The sequence below is a fragment of the Affinundibacterium nitidum genome (genome assembly GCF_014284155.1).
Taxonomy (GTDB): domain Bacteria; phylum Pseudomonadota; class Gammaproteobacteria; order Burkholderiales; family Burkholderiaceae_D; genus Undibacterium; species Undibacterium nitidum.
This window is the reverse complement of the sequence record NZ_JACOFZ010000005.1, coordinates 224,367-245,700: the sequence shown is the minus strand read 5'-3', so window position 1 is coordinate 245,700 and position 21,334 is coordinate 224,367. Positions and strand designations below refer to the sequence as shown.

Genomic DNA, 21,334 nt, shown 5'->3' with positions numbered 1-21,334 from the left:
TGCTCGACGCTCGGTTCTATTGGCAGTATTGGTTGAGTGGAGCGCACAATTTCCCCATTTGCGCACACGCCATACTGGCTTCTATTCACGCTAAGATACACGAAGCGCTTGCATCTGACTATTCCCCGTGCGAAATAGCCGCAGTTTTACCGATGGAACTGAGCAAGTCTTCTAGAAGATATTGCGATGCAGCATATCTTTCTCACCTATCGCAAACCTTCTAAACGCTCAAAATCAGGCTTTTTCGACCTGCACTAGCACATCATAAAACGTCGGACCGCCACCCATATCAGTCAGTTGTTGGCTCGTCACTTCATTCGCATTTTTCAAGTCAGAGGCAAATTTCTTCCACCAAATCGATAGGCCAACAACCAAGCCGCGTCGCGCTTTATCGGTCACTCGAGCCTTAGCCACAAAGCTGCCACGATCATTGTAGATGCGGACCATATCGCCACTAGCGACCCCCCGCTGTGCGGCATCTTCAGGGTGCAGGTCAAGATGTGGCTCGCCTTCTGTATCGCGCAAACTCTTGACGTTAACGAAGGTGGAATTCAAGAAGTTACGCGCAGGTGGTGAAATCATCGCTAATGGGTAACGCTGACCTAATTGCGGATTACTGACCACGGATTCATAAGGCGGTATATAGGTTGGCAACGGATCTAAACCATCATCGGCCATTTGCTGGCTAAAAAACTCAACTTTCCCCGACGGCGTCGTGAAACCACCATTTGCAAAACTTGCGTCAGGCATATTTAGCTTAGACCAGCCTTTTTCCTTCAACTCAGTCCAATTCGTATGTTTGGTACGCTCATGGGAATAGTCGAATGCTTGTGCCGCGAGTGCGTCATCGTCATCATTAAAACAAGTATCAGTAAAGCCGATCGCTTTCGCCAGCAAGCGGAAAATTTCTGCATTCGATTTTGCTTCGCCCATAGGCGCCACTGCTGCATTATTCGCCATCATGTAACGATGGCCGTAGGCCGCATGGACATCGATATGCTCTAGCTGCGTAGTCGCTGGCAATAGGATATCGGCGTAATCTGCTGTATCGGTTTGAAAATGTTCAAGTACGACAGTGAATAAATCTTCGCTTGCGAAGCCTTGCGCGACTTTGCCGGAATCAGGGGCGATCGCCACCGGATTCGAGTTGTAGACGATGACCGCTTCAATTTGCGGGCCAAATTCTGGCGAACTCGGGCGCAGCAAATCGTCACCTATCGTACTCATATTAATCGTGCGTTGCGCCTGACCAGCGGGGAATAAATCAGGGCGCTCCATTGCATCCGAATTCTTGACAAAGCCACCAGAAGACGACAGCAAAGCACCACCTGCTGCATGACGCCATGCACCAACTAGGGCTGGCAAACAGCAAATATTACGCACCGCCATACCACCGCCATGGACACGTTGTACGCCATAGTTCATACGAATCAAACTCGGTTCGCCACGCTTTGCGCCTTCACCGTACTCACGCGCCAAGCCCAACACTTCTTCTACGCTAATACCACAGGTGCTCGCGACTCGCTCTGGCGTCCATTCTACAACACGCTGTTTGAGTTGTTCGAAACCCAAAGTGTATTGCGCGATGTAATCATGATCCAACAAATCTTCTTTGATCAACACATGCATCATGCCTAAGGCCAAAGCCGCATCGGTTCCCGGCAATACGGCAATATGTTGATGGCATTTTTCCGCGCTCAAAGAACGATAGGGATCGATCGCAATAATCTTCGCGCCTTTACGCTTGGCTTCTTGCACACGTGTCCAAAAGTGCAAATTCGAGGCAATAGGATTACCGCCCCAAATAATGATCAAACGCGCATTTTGCGTTTGTTCAACGTCGGTACCGATGCGGTCACCCAAAGTATATTTGTAACCTGTACCACCAGCAGATGCACAAATAGTACGGTCCAAAAATGAAGCACCAATCTTATTTAGAAAACGGGCTGACATACTTTCACCCTGCACCATACCCATGGTGCCGGCATAGCTGTAAGGCAGGATAGCCAAAGGATTTTTCGCTGCAATAGCTTTGAGACGACTGGCGATTGTAGAGATCGCCTCATCCCAAGAGATACGTTCAAACTTACCCTCGCCCTTTTTACCAACCCGTTTCTGAGGGTAAAGTAAGCGATCAGCATGATAAGTACGTTCCGTGTAGCGCGCCACTTTGGTGCATAAGACACCGGCCGTGGTCGGATGATCAGGATCACCCTTCACCTCAGTTGCCACGCCATTCTCAACAGTGACCAACAAAGCACAGGTATCAGGGCAATCGTGTGGGCAAACGGCACGAACAACTTGGCTACTCATGGGACTTCCTTCAAGCAAAATAGAATGATCGCAGTGACACACTGCCAAAAACGTGATGATAGACTGCTTCCAATATTTCTGCCATGTCCGCAGATTTCGTGTCGGTACGAAGAAAAAGATGGGCAAAGTTTTACTGCAGTTTTGTAGCAACTTCGCTCACAAATCTAGTATCCTAGCGTTTTCCTCAGCAAACCCATCCGAGACTTACTATGAATCGTACCAAGGCAGCCCTCTTTCTGATCGTCATTGCATGCGCTGGCTTGCTTGGTTTTGCGATGTATTTGCAGCTCGCACTCGATATGCTACCCTGCCCTCTGTGCGTGATGCAACGCTATGCTTTCTTGTTGATCGGTTTGAGCGCACTGTTTGCCTTAATTTTTAGCAAGCAACATCGCCCCATTATGGCATTTGGTATCGTTGCCAGTTTAATTGGCGTCGGCATCTCAGGCTATCAAGTTTGGGTATTAACGCAGCCACCAGGTTCTTGCGGCGTAGATCCATTGACAGCACCACTCAATGGCATCTTCATAGCCCAATGGTTTCCATCTATGTTTAAAGCAAGCGGCTTCTGCGACACGCCATACGACCCGATTTTGGGCTTATCAATTCCTGCATGGGCTTGCGTTTGGTTCGTCGTTTTCACCCTAGCCCAAATCGTACTGTTGATTAGCAAGAAAAAAGAACGCGTGTTCTTCGGCAAAATCCGTCCATGAGTCTGCTTTTCCAGGAAGGCGATACACTGGCGTATTGTCTACGTCATTCGCCCTTAGACGCACTCGAAACACGCATGTTGATCGAACATGTAACCGGTTACAGTCGAGTGCAATTAATTACACAATCCGAAACACCACTCAATGTCGCGCAAGCAACCCAACTGAGCCAATTCGTTCAATCACGTCTGGATGGGCAACCGATTGCCTACCTGCTTGGTGAGCGTGAATTTTTCGGACTACGTTTTGCTGTTTCTCCCGCTGTATTAATCCCACGTCCAGACACTGAGTTGCTAGTTGAACTCGCTTTAGAACACACACCAAGGCCCGCCAACATACTCGATTTAGGTACGGGATCAGGCGCCATCGCGATTAGCTTGGCCGTGCAAGATACGCAATTGAAGGTGACTGCGGCCGACATTAGTCCTGCTGCCTTAGAAATCGCGCAACGCAACGCCATCGATTTGTGTCAACCTGATCAGCAAGTGCGTTTTTTTGAAAGTAATTGGTACCAACAACTGCCACCTGAACGCTTTCATACCATCGTTAGCAACCCGCCCTACATTGTCAAAGATGACGAACATCTGAGCCTTGGCGATCTGCGCTTCGAACCTATCGATGCGTTGACCGACCACGCTGATGGACTCAGCGCCTACCGCCAAATCATCACCGGAGCCCCTGATTTTCTAGAAATCGGCGGCTGGCTCCTGATGGAACATGGCTATCATCAAGCGGAAGAAGTTCAAGCCTTACTGAAAGATGCTAACTTTAAGGAAGTGCGCAGTTGGCAAGATTTAGCAGGCATCCGGCGAGTCACAGGAGGTAGGTGGCATGGAAATTAATAATGATCAAAGCCAACTCGATATCAACTTAATCCATCGTTTTCTATCTGAAGAGAGTACATGGGCAAAAGGTATTCCTTTGGAAAAAGTAAAGCAATCAATTGCGCATTCGCTGTGTTTTGGCGGCTACGAAAACGGTCAACAAATTGCCTTTGCCCGGGTCGTCAGTGATTTTGCTACTTTCGCCTATTTGATGGATGTATTCGTATTGAAAGAACACCGTGGTCGCGGTTTGAGTCGTCAGTTAATGGCGGCAATCAAAGCACATCCGGAATTACAAGGATTACGTCGGTTTTTGCTTGCTAGCAGCGACGCCCGTGGCCTGTATCAGAAATTTGGTTTCCAAGCCTTAGGTAAACCTGAAGTCATGATGGAAATTAATGTTCCAGATATCTATCAGCATCGATCAAATTAATTCTGTCGATAGTGAAGTTAATAAAAATCACTGACAGTTTCTTAATACTTCGAGCCATTCGTTGCTTGAGGCCACAAGATTCCACAAATACGTCCCATTTACACGCTTTTTTCGTCTGTCAAGACTGGCGCAAATGTACGAAGTGCGTATGATCACGCCCTGTCCCTTGTTTCGCGCTGATGGCGCCAAGGGTAAATAAACCATGATTGGTTTATGCAAAAGTGCGTGAGCTGTGAGCGCCACATTTGCGTAATACTGAAATCAACTTGATTGTTAATTAGATTTATTCCTATGCTGCCTTCGATTGAACAAAGACTTGCCCTTGAACTTGCTGCTAAACCTGCGCAAATTGCCGCTGCGGTAGAACTCTTAGATGAAGGGGCGACGGTTCCGTTTATTTCTCGTTACCGTAAAGAAGTGACCGGTGGTCTCGATGATACGCAATTGCGTTTGTTAGAAGATCGTTTGCGCTATCTGCGTGAGCTTGAAGATCGCCGCAAAGCGATCATTGCGTCAATCGAAGAACAAGGAAAAATGACGCCCGAATTACTTGATGCAGTCACGCATGCTGAAGATAAAACTAGGCTCGAAGATTTGTATCTGCCCTACAAACAAAAACGCCGCACCAAAGCGCAAATCGCCATGGAAGCCGGCTTACAGCCTTTGGCTGACGCCTTGTTGGCAGACCCCAATTTGGTACCAGAAACAGTCGCAGAGGCCTATTTAAAACCTGCATTCTCTACTGCTAACGGTGACAACCCAGGCGTGGCCGATGTCAAAGCTGCACTCGATGGTGCGCGCCAAATTTTGATGGAACGCTTTTCCGAAGACGCAAGCCTGTTACATAGCATTCGCGAATATTTGCTCGACCATGGCATCGTCGAAACTAAAGTCATTGAAGGCAAAGAAGATGCAGGTGCGAAGTTCTCTGATTACTTTGATTACACCGAAACCTTGGGCACCATTCCTTCGCATCGTGCCTTGGCGATTTTCCGTGGTCGCCGTGAAGAATTTTTAACTGTGACTTTGCGTCTCGACAGTGAAGAAGAGAAACCCAAATGGGATGCACCGCTCAATCCTTGTGAGAGCCGTATTGCAGCACATTTTGGCGTGAGTAACAGAGGCCGCAATGCGGACAAATGGCTAAGCGATACCGTACGCTGGGCTTGGCGCGTGAAAGTCTTCATGCATCTAGAAACAGAATTAATGACAAATTTACGTGAGAAAGCAGAACTCGAAGCGATCAATGTTTTTGCGCGTAACTTGAAAGATCTCTTGCTGGCCGCACCAGCTGGCCCGCGTGCCACGATGGGCTTAGATCCTGGACTGCGTACTGGTGTCAAAGTAGCGATCGTCGATGCTACAGGTAAAGTTCTGGAATACGCTACGATCTTCCCGCATCAACCACGCAATGATTGGGATGGCTCACTGCACACTCTCGCTCAATTAGCAGCGAAGCATAATGTTTCCTTAATCTCGATCGGCAATGGCACGGCTTCTCGCGAAACCGATAAACTGGCACAAGACTTGATCAAGCTGAAACCAGAATTGAAGCTAACTAAGATTGTGGTGTCTGAAGCTGGCGCGTCAGTGTATTCTGCTTCTGAATTTGCTTCGAAAGAATTGCCTGATTTAGACGTAACAATTCGCGGTGCGGTTTCTATCGCGCGTCGTTTGCAAGATCCATTGGCAGAGTTGGTCAAGATCGACCCGAAATCGATCGGCGTGGGTCAGTATCAACACGATGTGAGTCAATCGCAATTGGCGCGTTCGCTCGACGCAGTGGTTGAAGATTGCGTGAATGCCGTTGGTGTCGATGTCAACACAGCGTCTGCGCCGTTACTGGCGCGCGTGTCTGGTTTGTCGAGTAGTGTGGCGCAAAGTATCGTCAATTATCGTGATGCTAAAGGCATGTTTAAGTCGCGTGCGGATTTGCGTTCAGTGCCGCGTCTGGGTGACAAAACTTTCGAACAAGCGGCAGGCTTTTTGCGCATCATGAATGGTGACAATCCACTCGATCGGTCTGCGGTTCATCCCGAGTCTTATCCTTTGGTTGAGAAAATTTTGGCCGACATTAAGAAGGACGTGAAGTCGATTATTGGTGATGGTAGCGCACTCAAATCGATTTCTCCGGCTAAATATGCCGACGAAAAATTTGGCGTACCAACGATTACTGATATCTTGAAAGAGTTAGAGAAACCAGGCCGCGATCCACGTCCTGAATTTACAACCGCGACTTTTAAAGATGGCGTAGAAGAGATCAAAGATCTGCGTCCAGATATGATTTTGGAAGGCGTGATTACCAATGTGGCAGCCTTCGGTGCCTTCGTCGATATCGGCGTACACCAAGATGGCTTGGTTCACATTTCTGCCTTGTCGAATACTTTCGTCAAAGATCCACACAGCGTTGTCAAAGCGGGTCAAGTCGTGAAAGTAAAAGTATTGGAAGTCGATGAAAAACGCAAACGTATTGCATTAACGATGCGTCTGACCGACTCTGCACCGCAACCCGGCAGTCAACCTGAACAACGTGGCGATCGCGACGATGCCAAGCGTCTCAACCAACATCGCAATCAAAGCCAGCACACGCAGGTGGCGAGCCCGATGAATAACGCGATGGCTTCCGCATTTGCAAAATTGAAACGCTAGTCGTATCTCAAGTGAAAGTGAAGGCCGATAGTGCGCCTTCACTTCTCTCTCACATTGTCATCATCAGTGCTCAGACTGAGTAAAAGTTCCCGTGAAAACAATGTGGCGTCCAATACGGCAAATGCGCTAATGCGACAGGGCCAGCCGCAAGATTTTCTCCATCGAAGACACTCGCAAAACTTGTTTGCCTCTGCACATCGAAGCCCACGCCGACCAACCAAACTTCCGCTTCTCTGCGCGAGCCTGCTTTAGGGACGACCACGTGCTCTTCTAACCGCATACGTGTTCCAAAATCAAATTGATCCGTCTTGCCAGTTTGAAGGTCTAAACGCATGACGCCATTCAGCGCATCATTTTGCGCGGATGCTGCGGCAAACGGATAAAACAAAAAACGATTTCGCTGTGCGACCACTCTCGGATCAACACGAGGAAATTCGACAACTTCGCTGCGTTCGCTGAGCTTAATGCGCTTGTTTCTGAGATCAATTTGCAGAAAGGCAGGGGTTGCTACATCGTGCTTGATATCTTGCCCTTGCATCATTTTGGGCATCCACTCTTTAAAGTTACCAAGATCCTTACTTTTCACGAAATCGAGATGTATCGTTTGATCTTCCTCCCAAGCATTACCAAAATGAAAGAGCATCATAGCGGGCAATTCTATCAAGGTGGTTCGACTAAAATCGGCTTTTTCGATCACCAATACCTTGGTCGATTCTTGTGCATTCCATTCCATGGCATCAACCATACTTTGACCAGAGCGCACAGCCTCCACATTTAAGCTAATGGGTGAAAAGAGAAAAACGAGATGATTTTGCGAAATCACAAAATCGTGCACCATGGCTGAATTCGGCGCATTCATCACATGATGCTGAACCAATTTTCCCTGCTTGGAAAATTGATACAGAATGAGTTTCCCCATCATTGTGCCGAAGTTCCACATGGTGCCATCAGGCTCGACTTTCGGATGCGCTGAAAAAGGCATCCCTGCTAACTCATCGGACCATGTCACCAGCCCTTCAGTATCTAAACTTTGCGCATTCATCGCATGGGCAGAACCACCTTCCCATAGCGCATACAATCGTCCCTCCATTTTGATCACATTGGTATTCGCAGTGTTCATGGTGTCGGACGAACGTAGGGGTATTTTTGGTTTAATCGCGGTTCCAAATGCTGGTACCAAAAATTCCCCCGCTTGCTGTTCAGCGACGAATTTTTTTGTTCGAACAAAACGCGCTTGATGTGAAACGCCTTGGTCGGTAAACCGCCAAGCATGTACCATGCCGTCGCCATCAAACCAATGATGGTATCGCTGCCCACCACGTTCGAACTGGCCCGGGCCATTTCTGAAGAAATCACCACGCAAATCGCTCGGCATTTTCCCTTCGATCCAAGCGTGGTCACAGCGCACATCTTGTCCACGATATCCCCGTACTGGCGTCAAAACAGCGTTGGCTTGAAACAAGTCTTTAGACAGGCCAATGCCAGCTACAGATTGGGCACGTGTTAGTCTGGGCAGAATGCTTGCACCTATTAAGGTGCCCATGCCCTGAAAAAAGAGGCGGCGGTTCATGACCTGCTCCTAATTAAGGCGAATGGAAATCGTTTTTTTGCTTTGTTCCAACTTCACTTTTGCGTCGGCAAATGAAGGTGGCCCAAAACTGCCTGCCGCATCATTACTAAACCCATAAGGCTCAGTTGGGATACCGATCATATTCATATCGAGTTTGCCATTACTATTGAGATCATGGAAAACGGACAAGCCATACTCGCCGTCCGGCAGATTCTCAAAAACGATTTCAACTTTTCCTTCGGCAGCGACTACCTTTTTGCTTGCTACCGCTTTACGCAACCATTGCCCTTGTTGGTCGAACAAAGCAACTTGAACATCTCCTTTGGCTTGCGCAATACCGATTACCTCGACCGTTAAATCACCGGCCCAAGCCTGCACGGCGAACAAAGCAGATGTCAACATCAAGGATAAAAGGATGTATTTAGGATTTTTCATGAGACCTCCAATATGTGGGTGTAGGTCTGTAGCCTAAATTGAAGATCTGTCCCTTTAAATTATTTGCGACAATTTGCAAAAGCATGTCGCGAACGGTCGAACGCTGGCGCGAAAATTTAACTTTCTCATGCGTGCCGCCAGATTCGTAAGTATTTTGACAATCAAAAGGAGCGAAGGTCTAATCCACATGCAATCAAAGCGTTTTTCGCTTTTCCTTTATAATGCTGCCATCGTATTTTTATCTATGAAGGATGCATCATGAGCGACGTACAAGTTTGGATCAAAGAAACAGTCACGCAAAACCCTGTGGTTTTGTTCATGAAAGGTACTGCGCAATTTCCGCAATGCGGCTTTTCTGGTCGTGCTATTCAATTGTTGAAGGCAAGTGGCGTTGAAAACTTGGTCACAATTAATGTATTGGAAGATGCGGCCGTACGCCAAGGCATCAAAGAATTTTCTAACTGGCCAACCATTCCTCAGCTCTACATTAAAGGCGAGTTCATTGGTGGTTCTGACATCATGAACGAAATGTTCGAAAACGGCGAATTGCAAGCTTTGATCAAAGGCTAAGCTTACTTATGAACAAACCAGTGCGCATCATTGTTGCCATTACCGGTGCCACTGGAGCTGTTTATGGCGTGCGATTGTTACAGCATTTGCGCACGCTTCCAGGTATTGAGACACATTTAATGATTTCCGATGCCGGCGTTCTCAACATTCACCAAGAGCTCGAACTTAAACGCAAAGACGTTGAAGTACTTGCACATGTCGTGCACTCGGTACGTGATGTCGGAGCGAGTATTGCAAGCGGATCATTCCAGTCAGATGGCATGATCATCGCTCCTTGCTCCATGAAGACTTTGGCTGCCGTGGCTCACGGCTTCGCCGATAACCTGATTACACGTGCTGCGGATGTCGTTTTGAAGGAGCGCCGTCGCTTGGTACTCATGGTGCGTGAAACACCATTCAATCTTGCGCATTTACGCAATATGACCGCAGTCACTGAGATGGGTGGCATTATCTTCCCTCCTCTTCCCAACTTCTATCACCGACCAAGCTCAATCGACGAGATGGTCGATCACAGTATTGCCCGGGTTTTGGACTTATTCCAGATAGAGCATCAACTCGCTCCGCGTTGGAGCGGCCTCAAGGAAGGCACGTAAGCTCCGAAATACGTTGCCGAAGCAGATGCATTTCCCCCGCGAAAGTTATTGGCCTGAAGCAATTTATTGAATAAACCAAAGAGGAAAGTATGAAGACGAGTTCATTCTATCGGGTAGCTGCGTTCGCTGATGGCCTTACTGGCGGGAATCCCGCAGGCGTTTATGTTGCGGACTCTTTACCGACGGCGACAGAGATGCAGCAATTAGCCAAATCAGTCGGCTATTCAGAAACCGTGTTCGCTTGCCCCCATCAAGGTGAATGGTTAGTACGCTACTACTCACCCGAATCGGAAGTCCCTTTTTGCGGACACGCCACTATCGCCTTGGCCGCGATCCTAGCGCGAGTTCATGGCAATGGCGAATTCAAGCTACAACTGGCTCAAAATCGGATTAGTGTCGAAGGACAAAATGAGCGTGATGAAATTCAAGCGGCACTGCAGTCGCCGCCAACTCGCAGTGCGCCCGTGACCTCAGCGATGTTGGCAGAAGTTTTGGCCTTATTTGGGCTCAAGCGCGAAGACCTTGATACCCGCATCCCGCCAGCATGGATTCATGCTGGTGCAGACCATGTGGTTCTCGCACTTCACTCCAGAGATACTTTACGCTCAATGACTTATTCACTTGAAGCTGGTCGGGTCCTGATGACAAAACACGGCTTAGTCACGGTTATGCTTGTGTGCAGCGAGGGCGATCAACTTTTTCACAGCCGTAATGCTTTTGCCTCTGGTGGCGTATATGAAGACCCAGCGACGGGTGCAGCCAGTGCCGCTTTTGCTGGTTACCTAAGAGATATAGCGTGGCCACATGGCGGGAAGATTACACTTATTCAAGGTGAAGACATGGGAATGCGCTCCATTATTCATGCGGAAATAAAGTCTGAGATTGGTACATCAATACGTGTGACAGGGAGTGCACGCTTAATCGCTGAAACAGAAGCTTGAACGACAACCTAAGGGTGGTTTGCACGAAGATGTGCACGAGAAGTCTACCCTGATCGTGTCGTCACATAAAATCAATCGCACAAAATGAAAAAGACCTAAACATTTTCATGTTTAGGTCTTTTTATTGGTGCCGGCTGCCGGAATCGAACTGGCTACCTGATGATTACAAGTCAACTGCTCTACCAAGTGAGCTAAGCCGGCGGAAATCGTTTCAATTTTTGCTGCATTACGTTTGTTTTGCAACGAATCTTGAAGAACAAAATTATAGACTACTTTATGATTTTTAGGGAAGGTTTTTCTGATTTTTTTTGCGTTTCTTGCGAAATTTTTTCAGCATCACCATTTTTCTCAGGCAAATCTGGAGATGAAGTGACTGCTGCAAGGCCTAAACCAGGCTTCGGTGCTTCTGGTTCAACTGCTGCCAAGAGTTCTTCTTCGACCGCATCAAACACCATACCCTGACCATTTTCGCTAGCAAAAATTGCTTGCACATTCGCAACTGGCACATAAATCTCACGAGACACACCACCAAAACGTGCTCTGAAAGTGATGGCATCATTGTCCATCTTGAGTCCACTGGTCGCCGTGAAGCTCACATTCAACACGATTTCACCTTTGCGTACAAACTCCATAGGAACTTGCACACCGGCCGTCACCTTTACTGAGAGGTAAGGTGTAAAACCATTGTCGGTGCACCATTCATAAATGGCTCGCAACAAATACGGCTTGGTGGAAATTTCAGGCATGCTTCACTACTTTCAGAAAAACCATTCACATCAGTCGTTCGCTCAAAATAAGAGCGAACGAGCCTAGACTGCTTAACGACGCATTACTTTCTCAGACGGCGTCAACGCTTCGATATATGCCGGACGAGAAAAGATACGTTCTGCATATTTCAACAACGGTGCTGCTGTCTTAGACAGATCGATACCGTAGTGATCTAAGCGCCACAACAAAGGAGCAACTGCCACGTCGAGCATAGAGAACTCTTCACCCAACATGTATTTGTTCTTCACGAACAAAGGAGCTAACTGTGTCAAGCGATCGCGAATTTCAGCGCGAGCTTTGTCCAACACTTTAGATGAAGCACTGTTCTTTTCATTTTCCAAAGTATGGACATGAACAAACAACTCTTTTTCAAAGTTGAACAACATCAAACGAGCGCGTGCGCGTTGCAAAGGATCTGCAGGCATCAATTGTGGATGCGGGAAACGCTCATCAATGTATTCATTGATGATATTGGATTCGTACAAAATCAATTCACGCTCAACCAAAATAGGCACCTGCCCATATGGATTCATCGTCGAAATATCTTCTGGTTTGTTGAACAGGTCGATATCACGGATTTCGAAATCCATGCCTTTTTCAAATAAGACCAGACGGCAACGTTGTGAGAATGGGCAAGTAGTACCCGAGTAGAGGACCATCATTGTTGGTGTTCCTTAAAACGATTAGGGCGAGGCGCCTGTCATGAGCGCGCCTCACCCTGGAATGACACATCCGTGATTAATTCACGGACGACGATTTTACTAAGTTTTTATTACTTCACTTCTTTCCAGTAAGAAGCGTTCAAGCGCCATGCTAATGTCGCCAGCAATGCCATAAACATCACAACCCAAACGCCCAAGCGCTTACGATTGTTTTGTGCTGGCTCACCCATCCATTGCAAGTAAGCGACCAAGTCACCCACCGCATTGTCGTATTCGACCGCGCTCAATTTACCCGCTGTGACAGTTTCAAAACCAACAAACTTGTGTTCAGTTTTTGTCTTGTCGTGAGCGTCTGCTACTGTTTCAAACTTAGCTGCACGTACGCCTTGCAATTCCCACAAAGCATGCGGCATACCAACGTTCGGGAACAACATGTTGTTCCAACCAGTTGGACGACCTTCGTCTTTGTAGTAGGTACGCAAGTATGTGTACAACCAGTCAGCACCAGAGCCTTCACCTGAAGCTTTAGCACGTGCAATCACGGACAAATCTGGAGGAACTGCACCAAACCATTCTTTTGCGTCTTTCGCGCTCAAGCTAGTTTTCATCAGTTCACCAACTTTTTCACCTGTGAACAACAAGTTATTTTTGATTTGATCTTCTGTCAAACCGATATCGCGCAAGCGGTTGTAACGCATCGCGGAAGCGGAATGGCAGTTCAAGCAGTAGTTCACGAACAATTTAGCGCCGTTTTGCAAAGCCGCCAAATCATTTGTACGTTCTGGTGCGCGATCCAATGGATAGCCACCACTGTTAGCCAAAGCTAAAGTTGGAGCTAATGCCAGGGCTACGATCAGTTTTTTAAGTAATTTCATGCTAATTCATCCTCACTAATCTGATCAATGCGCAGCAAACGTTACGCGTTTTGGCACAGGTTTGAATTCACCCATTGCACTCCACCATGGCATCAACAAGAAGAAACCGTAGTAGATCAATGCGCATACTTGGGAAATACGTTCACCAGTTGGTGACGGTGCTTGTACGCCGAGGTAACCCAAAGTCACGAATGCGATACCAAACACGATGTACACGTATTTGTGCCAATCTGGACGGTAACGAATCGATTTCACTGGAGATTTGTCTAACCATGGCAAGAAAGCCAAGATCACAACAGAACCACCGAACAATACAACACCCCAGAATTTAGCATCCAAGCCGAATGGCATCATGCCAACGATCGCCAACAATGCGATACCGGCAATAGCGACTTTAGTCATGAAGCCTAATTGAGATTTCAACCAGATCAACGCGACATAAGCTGCTGCACCAAACTGCACGACATACAAGAACTCAGAAGTCGTTGCACGCAAAATGGAGTAGAACGGAGTGAAGTACCAAGTTGGCGCAATGTGCGGAGGCGTTTTCAAAGAATCCGCAGGGATAAAATTGTTGTACTCGAGGAAGTAACCGCCCATTTCTGGAGCGAAGAAAACAACCGCGCTGAAAATCGTCAAGAACACTGTCACGCCAAAAATATCGTGGAAAGTGTAGTAAGGATGTGAAGGTACGCCATCAACTGGGTGACCATCTGCATCTAAGTTTTCTTTGATTTCGATACCGTCTGGATTGTTTGAGCCGACTTCATGCAATGCGATCAAGTGAGCAACAACCAAGCCCAACAATACCAATGGAATTGCGATCACATGGAAAGAGAAGAAGCGATTCAATGTCGCATCAGAAACCACGTAGTCACCACGAATCCACAAGGACAAATCAGGACCAATAAATGGGATAGCACCGAACAAGTTAACGATAACTTGTGCGCCCCAGTAAGACATTTGACCCCATGGCAAGAGGTAACCGAAGAAAGCTTCAGCCATCAAGCACAAGAAGATTGCAAAGCCAAACAACCAGATCAATTCACGTGGCTTACGATACGAACCGTAAAGCAGACCGCGAGTCATGTGGAGGTAGACAATGATAAAGAAAGCAGATGCGCCTGTTGAGTGCATATAACGCACCAACCAACCGGACGGAACTTCGCGCATGATGTATTCAACAGATTCAAATGCCAATTTCGCATCTGGTTTATAATGCATCACCAAGAAGATACCGGTCACGATTTGGATGACCAACACCAACATCGCGAGGGAGCCAAAAATGTACCAGAAGTTAAAGTTCTTCGGTGCGTAGTACTTACCCCATTGATCATTCCACAGTTTAGTCAGTGGAAAACGAGAGTCGACCCAATTCAAGGCCTTGTCCAGAACTGGAGCGTCGTCTGGGAGTTTTTTCTCAACAAATGCCATGATTAAGCCTCGCCTTTCTCATCTTTACCGATGATGATTTTGGTATCTGATAAAAACATATGAGGTGGCACGTCCAGATTTTGTGGTGCTGGTTTGTTTTTATAAACGCGGCCAGCCAAATCGAATGTGGAACCGTGGCATGGGCACAAGAAACCACCTTGCCAGTCATCTGGCAAAGAAGGTTGCGCGCCTGCAGCAAACTTGGAGCTCGGTGAGCAACCCAAGTGGGAGCAAATACCTACAGTGACCAAAATATCGCTATGTTCTTTGCGGGAGCGAGTTTGCTTGTCGCAATACGCTGGCATATCCATGGTGTATGGCTTTTCAGATTTTGGATCCGCGACTTTGTCTTCTGTCTTTTTCAAGCTCTCCATCATTTCTGGAGTGCGTTTCAAAATCCAGACTGGCTTACCGCGCCATTCTGTCGTCGTCATCTCACCTGGTTTGAGAGTGGAGATATCCACTTCAACTGGTGCACCCGCCGCTTTAGCGCGCTCGGATGGCTGAAAAGTGCTTACTAGCGCGCCTGCCGTTGCTAAACCTGCTGCGCCACCTGCAGCGCATGTTGCAACGAGTAGACCGCGACGGCCTGAATCGACCTGCTTTTCGATACTCATACAAACCCCAATCTATCAAAAATCAAACTTGACGAAGCACAACTCCACTTCTAACAACCTTAAATTATAAAGGAGCCGCGAGGTGATTTAAAGAAAAAGATGCTTTGAAGGACAATTTACGGTGCATTTCCGTGGGAATGACACGAATTTCTCACGAATAAGGCTCGATTTCCAGCTTTTGTTCGCATTTTCTGCAACGAAGATGGTTAAATCTGGGCACAAGGTCACAAGATTTCACAAAACGCTTTACACAAGAGCATTTTCAGCGTTTAGTATATTGCCGTTTTAATAGCTGAATGTTTGGCAATTTTGAACCCACTCAACTCAGCATATTTAGGCGAACGAGTATAAACATAAATTGAGGGAAACATTATGGGAATGATGCAAGAATTTAAGAGTTTTGCGGCACAAGGCAATGTGATCGACTTAGCAGTCGGTGTCATCATCGGCGCAGCTTTCGGCAAAATCGTTGATTCTCTAGTGGGCGATATCGTGATGCCAGTGGTCGGCAAAATCTTTGGCGGCCTCGACTTTGCCAACTACTATCTGCCTTTAAACGGCCAAGCGACTTCTCTGACTTTAGTTGAGGCCAAAAAAGCAGGCGCGGTACTGGCTTACGGTAACTTTTTAACAATTTCCTTGAACTTCATCATTTTGGCATTCATTATTTTCCAAATGGTGCGTTTGGTGAATATGATGAAGAAAAAAGATGCTGCTGCTGCAGCCGCTGCACCAGCAGAACCACCAGCAACACCCGAAGACATCGCTTTGTTGCGCGAAATTCGTGATGCATTGAAAAAATAATCACTAACCGAAGTGCACAAAAAAAGACCTCAATTTAATTGAGGTCTTTTTTTCATCCCCTGATCGCGCTGGCGCTAGGACTCTCCCCACAGCTGTTATTTCGAATGAGCATCATCACACGGGATTGGCGATATCGACAAACTGATGTTCGATTCCGAATTGTTCTGCCACAAAACTCCCCAAGGCCTGCACTCCATATCGCTCGGTGGCATGATGACCACAAGCCATGTAGACCGCGCCTGACTCCCGCGCCAAATGCACCGTTGGCTCAGAAATCTCACCACTTAAAAATACATTGGCACCAGCATCAATCGCGCTGCCCAACATCGAATGTGCTGCCCCCGTACACCAGGCTACCTTTCCTAGCTCTTGAGTAACATCACCAATGATAGTCGGTGCCCTACCTAGTTCACGTTCAATGACTGCCGCCAAATCAGCCACTGTCCGCATGTCGCTAGAGACTGCGGAGCCTATCCAAGCGATATCATCCTCGCCAAATCGCCCTTGCATTTGTAGGCCTAGCAATTGCGCTAACTGAGCGTTGTTCCCCATTGTGGGATGAGAATCAAGAGGTAGATGATAGGCAAACAAAGAAATGCCGTTTTCGATCAGGGTCTTGAGACGTTTAAATTTTTGGCCGATAACCCGCATATCTTCACCCCGCCAAAAATAGCCATGATGGACAAGGACGGCATCCGCTTCCAAACGCACTGCTTCATCAAGCAGCAGTTGGCAAGCTGTAACACCAGAAATTAAACGCTTAATCTCACGGCGCCCTTCCACCTGAAGCCCATTTGGGCAATAATCACGGAATCGGGCGACTTGTAATTCGTTCGCCAAACATTGCGCAAGCGCATCTCTATCTACCGATTTTTCTAACATTGAATCCTCATCATGCGTCGTCTATGGCTATTATTTGCACAAACCGCGACAGTCGGCCTGGCGTTGTGGTTTATTGTAACCACCTTGAAGCCTGAATGGGTGCGTCAAGGGTTCAATAGCAGCCGCAATTTATCCTTTAGTTCGACCGCTACTGTAAAAGAATCGAACAAAGCACTTCCGATTACCCAAAGCTCCTATCGCAACGCAGCGCAGAGATCTATGCCTGCAGTGGTCAATATAGGAACATCGAGAGACGAGTCTGCTTCCGCACACCCACTTCAGAACGACCCGTTTTTCAAAAAATTTTTTGGCGACCAATTGCCGCAAAAATCTGAACGCCCAGCAAGCAGCGGTTCTGGCGTTATCGTCTCGGCTGAAGGTCATATCATCACTAACTTTCATGTGATCGAAGGCGCCGATAGCATCGACGTTGCTCTTGCTGACGGTCGCAACGCCAAAGCAGTGGTCATTGGTACCGACCCCGAGACTGACCTAGCAGTCTTACAAATCAATCTAAGAGATCTACCTGCGATCACCCTTGGGCATTCGGAAAATGCAAGAGTCGGCGATATCGTCTTGGCGATCGGCAATCCATTTGGAGTTGGGCAGACCGTCACCATGGGTATTATCTCGGCAATGGGCCGCAATAGCGTTGGAATTAACACCTATGAAAATTTCATCCAAACAGATGCTGCAGTAAATCCCGGCAACTCGGGCGGTGCTCTGGTTGATGTTGATGGCAATCTGCTTGGAATCAACTCCGCTATTTATTCACGCAATGGCGGCTCTTTAGGCATCGGCTTTGCGATCCCTGTCTCCACCATCAAATCAGTGATGGAAGAAATCATCACGAAAGGAGAAGTGGTTCGTGGCTGGATCGGTGTTGACCCGCAAGACATCACGCCTGAGATGGCAGAAAGCTTTAACATCAAGCAAGCGAGCGGTGCCATCATTGCTGGTGTCGTACGTAATGGCCCTGCTTTTCAAGCTGGCATCAAACCAGGCGATATTTTGACGCATATTGGCAATGATCCTATTTTGAATCGTACCGACATGTTCTATCAAATCGCCAAGCTCAAACCCAATGCCAAAGTCCCATTTAAACTGATGCGACAAGGCAAAGAGTTAAGCGTGGACGTTACGGTCGGCAAACGCGAACTGCCAAAACCTGAAAAATAAAATCTAGGAAGCTTTATGCACGTTATCGAACTCGATCGCTATTTATCCGAATTAGCCGACAATAATAATCGCGCTTGGTTCGTTATGAATAAGCCTAGGTACGATATTTTACGCACAGAGTTTCTTGCTTTAGTGACTGAGTTGATCGCAGCCATCAGCAAATTCGACCCTTTACTGGCGCAATGCGATCCGAAAAAGGCGATGTTCCGCATCAACCGCGACGTCCGTTTTTCACACGATAAATCACCCTACAAAACCAATTTTTCTGCGGCCATGATTCCCAATGGTCGCAAAAAGCCGAGCGAAGGCGGTGGCCCAGCTTACTATTTCCAGATGGGTGACGGTCGTTTGTTTTTTGCGGTCGGTGAGTATATGCCGCCGAGTGATCGCTTGAAAGCCATTCGTCAGCACATGATCGATGATGAGACTGGTTTCAAGAAACTCTTGAACAACAAGAAATTGAAGGCAACATACGGCCAATTGGTTGAGGAAGGCAAGTTACAACGTCCTCCAAAAGGCTATGATCCCGAACACCCACATGTCGAGTATTTGAAGTTAAAGAGTTTGATGGTGTGGACCGAAGTGCCGCTCAAAGGCTTATTGCATGACGATGTAAAAAGCCGCTTGGTGAGCGGCTTTCAAGATGCTTTTCCTTTAGTGACTTGGCTGCGCAGCGCAGAATAAGCGAATCGCGCAACATATTCTGTTTCAAGTGAGATACACGGATAAATCAATTTCACTTCTTTTCTTCTGGCGCCTGAGTAGCTTTAACGAATGCTGGCGCAACCAAGAGACCGATCTCAAACAACAGCCACATTGGAACCGCTAGAGAAACCATACTCATCAGATCAGGTGGTGTCACCACTGCAGCGATCGCCGTTGCCCCCACAATCACATATGAACGTATTGCTTTGAATTTCTCAACGCTGACAATACCTGTCCTCACTAACACGACAACCACCACTGGGACTTCAAAAGTCAATCCAAACGCGAAACACATCGACATAATGAAGTCGAGATAATTCTCAATATCTGGAGACACAGTAATTGAAGCAGGCGCGAACTCAGCAATAAATTTAAATACCCTGCCGAATACTAAAAAATAGCAAAACGCAACACCTGCCACAAATAGCAAAGACGAAGAAATTACCAATGGCGCAATCAGTTTTTTCTCGTGAGCATATAAGCCAGGCGCAACAAATGCCCACGCTTGATACAAAACCCAGGGCAATGCCAAAATAAATGACAGTAGTAAGGTGACCTTCATCGGCACCATAAATGGGGATACGATCCCGGTCGCAATCAATTTTGAACCCGCTGGCAATGAATCGATCATCGGCTGAGCAAGAAAATCATAAATGACAGCAGGGCCAGGCCACGAAAACAAAATAATACATACTACCAATATTCCAAGACTCGCCTTGACCAGGCGATCGCGGAGTTCAACCAAATGCGATATAAAAGACTCTTGCAAGCCTGAGAAATTATCGTCACTCATTTGGATCCCGGGCTGAAAAAATATAATGTGAGGAATACATCAAAAGAAACTCGAAGGATTGGCTGACTTCACACGATGCTTAGCCATGCGCGCCGCACCCGACATCACACGCGTGCGTTGGCCATGTCTACTTTTATACCAGCTTGGCACATTGGAAGTTTTTGCCAGCTTCTTGCGTCGAAAGTCTTTCGCTTTCTCTGCCAAAGCTTCAAGCGCGTATTGGCGATCGTGGTAGGAGTATGAATAATCTTGTCCTGGTGAGGCAATGGAGTTAAGCTCTTGCTGAGCCTCACTCAACTCTTTGTGTACGCTCTGTTCGATTTCCTGTGCCGCACTTTGAACTTCTTGCTGCATCTTGCGCAGCTCTTCCATCTCGATCTCACGATTCACTTCGGTTTTGACTTGGCTGATATAGCGCTGAGCGCGCCCTAGCAAAGTACCCGCCATACGGGCAACTCTGGGTAAATCCTTAGGGCCAATTACGATAAGTGCCACTGCGCCAATCACGGCAAGTTTGGTAAGCCCAAGATCAATCATAAGTCGCTTCTAGCGCAATACGGGATTTCAATGTGTCGATTTGTCTTTAGCTTCGACATCGATAGTTTTTTGCTCGTTTGGTTTAGCGGCAGTTTCCTCTTCACCTTTCAAGCCATCTTTGAAGCCTTTTACAGCTTTACCTAAATCGGAGCCTACATTGCCCAGTTTCTTCGTGCCGAAGACCAATACAACGACAACCAATAAAGCGATCAAATGTAATATGCTGAATGAACCCATTTTATTTCCTTTAGAGGATTGTTCCTCGAATAAAAACTAAATTATAACTTCGCACCACCAAGCACGTGCATGTGCAAATGATAAACCACTTGGCCACCATTCGGCCCTGTATTCACCACTGTCTTGAAACCACCCGACTTATTGCCGTTAGCATCTTCCACATACGCACAGCCATGCTCGGCCGCCAATTTGGGCGCCAACTCCAACATTTTACCTAACAATACGGCATCTTCTGGCTTTGCGTCGGCTAAGCTCGACAAATGCTTCTTAGGGATAATGAGGAAATGGACTGGGGCCGCAGGGTTGATATCCTTAAACGCCAACAAATCATCATCTTCATACAAAACCGTGGCCGGGATTTGTTTGGCGACGATTTTACAAAATATACAGTTATCCATATGAAACCCAAGCAAATTCATCAACTGTTACAAAAATCTGGCGTACTTTACTCTGGACGAGAAGCTTTCTCAACAATACCGGAGATCCCTTCGCGCCGTGCTAATTCATCTAAAACCTGCTGCGGGTGCAGATTATACTGCGCCAGCATGACTAAAGAGTGAAACCATAAGTCAGCGCACTCATAAATTAAATCGGAGGCATCTCCACTTACCCGCGCATCCTTCGCCGCCATCACGGTTTCAGTCGCTTCTTCTCCTATTTTTTTGAGAATGGCGTCGTCGCCTTTGGCAAATAGCTTAGCGACATAAGAGGTAGCAGGGTCGCCACCATTTACGGCCTTGCGGCTTTCAATGACAGCAGCCAGCTGATCAAGAATACTGGATTGACTCATATTCGACTCGATT

At 47.3% G+C, this 21,334-nt stretch carries 24 protein-coding genes and 1 tRNA gene; 10 read left to right on the top strand and 15 right to left on the bottom strand.

The genetic code is table 11. The annotated features are described in order from the left end of the window. Positions 1-234: 234 nt before the first annotated feature. The gene (locus H8K36_RS14150; protein ID WP_186917137.1) at positions 235-2,313 is read right to left on the bottom strand and encodes a molybdopterin-containing oxidoreductase family protein; all 2,079 of its coding nucleotides are present in this window, start codon (positions 2,311-2,313) and stop codon (positions 235-237) included. 209 nt (positions 2,314-2,522) lie between these two features. On the opposite strand from H8K36_RS14150, the gene H8K36_RS14145 reads away from it, so the two are divergent. The 4 genes from H8K36_RS14145 (at position 2,523) to H8K36_RS14130 (ending at position 6,929) form a co-directional block, all read left to right on the top strand. Next, positions 2,523-3,026, top strand: a complete 504-nt coding sequence (locus H8K36_RS14145; protein ID WP_186917136.1) for a disulfide bond formation protein B — start codon at positions 2,523-2,525, stop codon at positions 3,024-3,026. Next, positions 3,023-3,865, top strand: a complete 843-nt coding sequence (gene prmC, locus H8K36_RS14140) for a peptide chain release factor N(5)-glutamine methyltransferase (protein ID WP_186917135.1) — start codon at positions 3,023-3,025, stop codon at positions 3,863-3,865. The genes H8K36_RS14145 and prmC overlap by 4 nt, the downstream gene beginning before the upstream one ends. Beyond that, the gene (locus H8K36_RS14135) at positions 3,855-4,280 is read left to right on the top strand and encodes a GNAT family N-acetyltransferase (protein ID WP_186917134.1); all 426 of its coding nucleotides are present in this window, start codon (positions 3,855-3,857) and stop codon (positions 4,278-4,280) included. The genes prmC and H8K36_RS14135 overlap by 11 nt, the downstream gene beginning before the upstream one ends. Positions 4,281-4,571: 291 nt before the next feature. After that, a complete protein-coding gene (locus tag H8K36_RS14130) occupies positions 4,572-6,929 on the top strand; it encodes a Tex family protein (RefSeq protein ID WP_186917133.1) in 2,358 nt (785 codons plus the stop codon). A 70-nt stretch (positions 6,930-6,999) separates the two neighbouring features. Here H8K36_RS14130 and H8K36_RS14125 read toward each other — a convergent pair whose 3' ends face one another. Together H8K36_RS14125 and H8K36_RS14120 are read right to left on the bottom strand one after the other, a co-directional pair. Beyond that, on the bottom strand, positions 7,000-8,499 hold the full coding sequence (locus H8K36_RS14125; RefSeq protein ID WP_186917132.1) for a carotenoid oxygenase family protein: 1,500 nt from the start codon (positions 8,497-8,499) through the stop codon (positions 7,000-7,002). Between the two features lie 9 nt (positions 8,500-8,508). Then, positions 8,509-8,934, bottom strand: coding sequence for a DUF2141 domain-containing protein (locus H8K36_RS14120; protein WP_186917131.1), 426 nt, complete (start codon positions 8,932-8,934; stop codon positions 8,509-8,511). Between the two features lie 258 nt (positions 8,935-9,192). On the opposite strand from H8K36_RS14120, the gene grxD reads away from it, so the two are divergent. The 3 genes from grxD (at position 9,193) to H8K36_RS14105 (ending at position 11,038) form a co-directional block, all read left to right on the top strand. Beyond that, the gene (gene grxD, locus H8K36_RS14115; RefSeq protein ID WP_186917130.1) at positions 9,193-9,504 is read left to right on the top strand and encodes a Grx4 family monothiol glutaredoxin; all 312 of its coding nucleotides are present in this window, start codon (positions 9,193-9,195) and stop codon (positions 9,502-9,504) included. 8 nt (positions 9,505-9,512) lie between these two features. Beyond that, positions 9,513-10,097, top strand: coding sequence for a UbiX family flavin prenyltransferase (locus tag H8K36_RS14110; RefSeq protein WP_186917129.1), 585 nt, complete (start codon positions 9,513-9,515; stop codon positions 10,095-10,097). Positions 10,098-10,186: 89 nt separating this feature from the next. Further along, positions 10,187-11,038 carry a PhzF family phenazine biosynthesis protein gene (locus H8K36_RS14105; RefSeq protein ID WP_186917128.1) on the top strand — a complete coding sequence of 284 codons (852 nt, stop codon included), beginning with the start codon at positions 10,187-10,189 and terminating at the stop codon, positions 11,036-11,038. A gap of 125 nt (positions 11,039-11,163) precedes the next feature. On the opposite strand, the gene H8K36_RS14100 is transcribed toward H8K36_RS14105, so the two are convergent. The 6 genes from H8K36_RS14100 to petA all read right to left on the bottom strand — a co-directional run bounded on the left by H8K36_RS14100 (position 11,164) and on the right by petA (position 15,394). After that, positions 11,164-11,239: transfer RNA gene (locus H8K36_RS14100), tRNA-Thr, on the bottom strand. A gap of 68 nt (positions 11,240-11,307) precedes the next feature. Continuing rightward, positions 11,308-11,784, bottom strand: coding sequence for a ClpXP protease specificity-enhancing factor (locus H8K36_RS14095; protein WP_186917127.1), 477 nt, complete (start codon positions 11,782-11,784; stop codon positions 11,308-11,310). Between the two features lie 72 nt (positions 11,785-11,856). Next, positions 11,857-12,468 carry a glutathione S-transferase N-terminal domain-containing protein gene (locus tag H8K36_RS14090; RefSeq protein WP_186917126.1) on the bottom strand — a complete coding sequence of 204 codons (612 nt, stop codon included), beginning with the start codon at positions 12,466-12,468 and terminating at the stop codon, positions 11,857-11,859. Positions 12,469-12,578: 110 nt separating this feature from the next. Continuing rightward, complete coding sequence (locus tag H8K36_RS14085) at positions 12,579-13,343, bottom strand: cytochrome c1 (protein ID WP_186917125.1); 765 nt, start codon at positions 13,341-13,343, stop codon at positions 12,579-12,581. A 24-nt stretch (positions 13,344-13,367) separates the two neighbouring features. Next, the gene (locus tag H8K36_RS14080) at positions 13,368-14,780 is read right to left on the bottom strand and encodes a cytochrome b (RefSeq protein WP_186917166.1); all 1,413 of its coding nucleotides are present in this window, start codon (positions 14,778-14,780) and stop codon (positions 13,368-13,370) included. Further along, the gene (gene petA / locus H8K36_RS14075; protein WP_186917124.1) at positions 14,780-15,394 is read right to left on the bottom strand and encodes a ubiquinol-cytochrome c reductase iron-sulfur subunit; all 615 of its coding nucleotides are present in this window, start codon (positions 15,392-15,394) and stop codon (positions 14,780-14,782) included. The genes H8K36_RS14080 and petA overlap by 1 nt, the downstream gene beginning before the upstream one ends. A gap of 372 nt (positions 15,395-15,766) precedes the next feature. On the opposite strand from petA, the gene mscL reads away from it, so the two are divergent. Next, on the top strand, positions 15,767-16,198 hold the full coding sequence (gene mscL / locus H8K36_RS14070; RefSeq protein ID WP_186917123.1) for a large conductance mechanosensitive channel protein MscL: 432 nt from the start codon (positions 15,767-15,769) through the stop codon (positions 16,196-16,198). Between the two features lie 114 nt (positions 16,199-16,312). Here mscL and H8K36_RS14065 read toward each other — a convergent pair whose 3' ends face one another. After that, positions 16,313-17,080 (bottom strand): Nif3-like dinuclear metal center hexameric protein, encoded by a 768-nt coding sequence (locus tag H8K36_RS14065; RefSeq protein WP_186917122.1) that lies wholly within the window; start codon positions 17,078-17,080, stop codon positions 16,313-16,315. 12 nt (positions 17,081-17,092) lie between these two features. Between H8K36_RS14065 and H8K36_RS14060 the strand changes: the two genes are divergently transcribed. After that, positions 17,093-18,259, top strand: a complete 1,167-nt coding sequence (locus tag H8K36_RS14060; RefSeq protein ID WP_186917121.1) for a S1C family serine protease — start codon at positions 17,093-17,095, stop codon at positions 18,257-18,259. Between the two features lie 15 nt (positions 18,260-18,274). After that, positions 18,275-18,943, top strand: a complete 669-nt coding sequence (locus tag H8K36_RS14055) for a DUF2461 domain-containing protein (RefSeq protein WP_186917120.1) — start codon at positions 18,275-18,277, stop codon at positions 18,941-18,943. 52 nt (positions 18,944-18,995) lie between these two features. Here the strand turns inward: H8K36_RS14055 and tatC are convergent, their stop codons facing one another. Genes tatC through H8K36_RS14030 form a run of 5 tightly spaced genes read right to left on the bottom strand, consistent with a single transcriptional unit; the run spans position 18,996 to position 21,321 of the window. Continuing rightward, entirely contained in the window at positions 18,996-19,757 is a 762-nt protein-coding gene (gene tatC, locus H8K36_RS14050) for a twin-arginine translocase subunit TatC (RefSeq protein WP_186917119.1), read from the bottom strand. A 39-nt stretch (positions 19,758-19,796) separates the two neighbouring features. Beyond that, on the bottom strand, positions 19,797-20,294 hold the full coding sequence (tatB, locus tag H8K36_RS14045) for a Sec-independent protein translocase protein TatB (RefSeq protein WP_186917118.1): 498 nt from the start codon (positions 20,292-20,294) through the stop codon (positions 19,797-19,799). Between the two features lie 27 nt (positions 20,295-20,321). Beyond that, on the bottom strand, positions 20,322-20,531 hold the full coding sequence (gene tatA, locus H8K36_RS14040; protein ID WP_186917117.1) for a Sec-independent protein translocase subunit TatA: 210 nt from the start codon (positions 20,529-20,531) through the stop codon (positions 20,322-20,324). A gap of 41 nt (positions 20,532-20,572) precedes the next feature. After that, positions 20,573-20,929 (bottom strand): histidine triad nucleotide-binding protein, encoded by a 357-nt coding sequence (locus H8K36_RS14035; protein WP_186917116.1) that lies wholly within the window; start codon positions 20,927-20,929, stop codon positions 20,573-20,575. A gap of 47 nt (positions 20,930-20,976) precedes the next feature. Further along, the gene (locus H8K36_RS14030; protein ID WP_186917115.1) at positions 20,977-21,321 is read right to left on the bottom strand and encodes a phosphoribosyl-ATP diphosphatase; all 345 of its coding nucleotides are present in this window, start codon (positions 21,319-21,321) and stop codon (positions 20,977-20,979) included. Positions 21,322-21,334: the final 13 nt, after the last annotated feature.

What these genes read in the sequence shown, in the direction of transcription:
- H8K36_RS14150 (WP_186917137.1), bottom strand. Translation starts at nt 2,313, where the DNA reads ATGAGTAGCCAAGTTGTTCGTGCCGTTTGCCCACACGATTGCCCTGAT.
- H8K36_RS14135 (WP_186917134.1), top strand. Translation starts at nt 3,855, where the DNA reads ATGGAAATTAATAATGATCAAAGCCAACTCGATATCAACTTAATCCAT.
- grxD (WP_186917130.1), top strand. Translation starts at nt 9,193, where the DNA reads ATGAGCGACGTACAAGTTTGGATCAAAGAAACAGTCACGCAAAACCCT.
- tatC (WP_186917119.1), bottom strand. Translation starts at nt 19,757, where the DNA reads ATGAGTGACGATAATTTCTCAGGCTTGCAAGAGTCTTTTATATCGCAT.
- mscL (WP_186917123.1), top strand. Translation starts at nt 15,767, where the DNA reads ATGGGAATGATGCAAGAATTTAAGAGTTTTGCGGCACAAGGCAATGTG.
- H8K36_RS14095 (WP_186917127.1), bottom strand. Translation starts at nt 11,784, where the DNA reads ATGCCTGAAATTTCCACCAAGCCGTATTTGTTGCGAGCCATTTATGAA.
- petA (WP_186917124.1), bottom strand. Translation starts at nt 15,394, where the DNA reads ATGAGTATCGAAAAGCAGGTCGATTCAGGCCGTCGCGGTCTACTCGTT.
- tatB (WP_186917118.1), bottom strand. Translation starts at nt 20,294, where the DNA reads ATGATTGATCTTGGGCTTACCAAACTTGCCGTGATTGGCGCAGTGGCA.
- H8K36_RS14125 (WP_186917132.1), bottom strand. Translation starts at nt 8,499, where the DNA reads ATGAACCGCCGCCTCTTTTTTCAGGGCATGGGCACCTTAATAGGTGCA.
- H8K36_RS14120 (WP_186917131.1), bottom strand. Translation starts at nt 8,934, where the DNA reads ATGAAAAATCCTAAATACATCCTTTTATCCTTGATGTTGACATCTGCT.
- tatA (WP_186917117.1), bottom strand. Translation starts at nt 20,531, where the DNA reads ATGGGTTCATTCAGCATATTACATTTGATCGCTTTATTGGTTGTCGTT.
- H8K36_RS14145 (WP_186917136.1), top strand. Translation starts at nt 2,523, where the DNA reads ATGAATCGTACCAAGGCAGCCCTCTTTCTGATCGTCATTGCATGCGCT.
- H8K36_RS14065 (WP_186917122.1), bottom strand. Translation starts at nt 17,080, where the DNA reads ATGTTAGAAAAATCGGTAGATAGAGATGCGCTTGCGCAATGTTTGGCG.
- H8K36_RS14030 (WP_186917115.1), bottom strand. Translation starts at nt 21,321, where the DNA reads ATGAGTCAATCCAGTATTCTTGATCAGCTGGCTGCTGTCATTGAAAGC.
- H8K36_RS14105 (WP_186917128.1), top strand. Translation starts at nt 10,187, where the DNA reads ATGAAGACGAGTTCATTCTATCGGGTAGCTGCGTTCGCTGATGGCCTT.
- H8K36_RS14055 (WP_186917120.1), top strand. Translation starts at nt 18,275, where the DNA reads ATGCACGTTATCGAACTCGATCGCTATTTATCCGAATTAGCCGACAAT.
- H8K36_RS14085 (WP_186917125.1), bottom strand. Translation starts at nt 13,343, where the DNA reads ATGAAATTACTTAAAAAACTGATCGTAGCCCTGGCATTAGCTCCAACT.
- H8K36_RS14130 (WP_186917133.1), top strand. Translation starts at nt 4,572, where the DNA reads ATGCTGCCTTCGATTGAACAAAGACTTGCCCTTGAACTTGCTGCTAAA.
- H8K36_RS14090 (WP_186917126.1), bottom strand. Translation starts at nt 12,468, where the DNA reads ATGATGGTCCTCTACTCGGGTACTACTTGCCCATTCTCACAACGTTGC.
- prmC (WP_186917135.1), top strand. Translation starts at nt 3,023, where the DNA reads ATGAGTCTGCTTTTCCAGGAAGGCGATACACTGGCGTATTGTCTACGT.
- H8K36_RS14110 (WP_186917129.1), top strand. Translation starts at nt 9,513, where the DNA reads ATGAACAAACCAGTGCGCATCATTGTTGCCATTACCGGTGCCACTGGA.
- H8K36_RS14035 (WP_186917116.1), bottom strand. Translation starts at nt 20,929, where the DNA reads ATGGATAACTGTATATTTTGTAAAATCGTCGCCAAACAAATCCCGGCC.
- H8K36_RS14060 (WP_186917121.1), top strand. Translation starts at nt 17,093, where the DNA reads ATGCGTCGTCTATGGCTATTATTTGCACAAACCGCGACAGTCGGCCTG.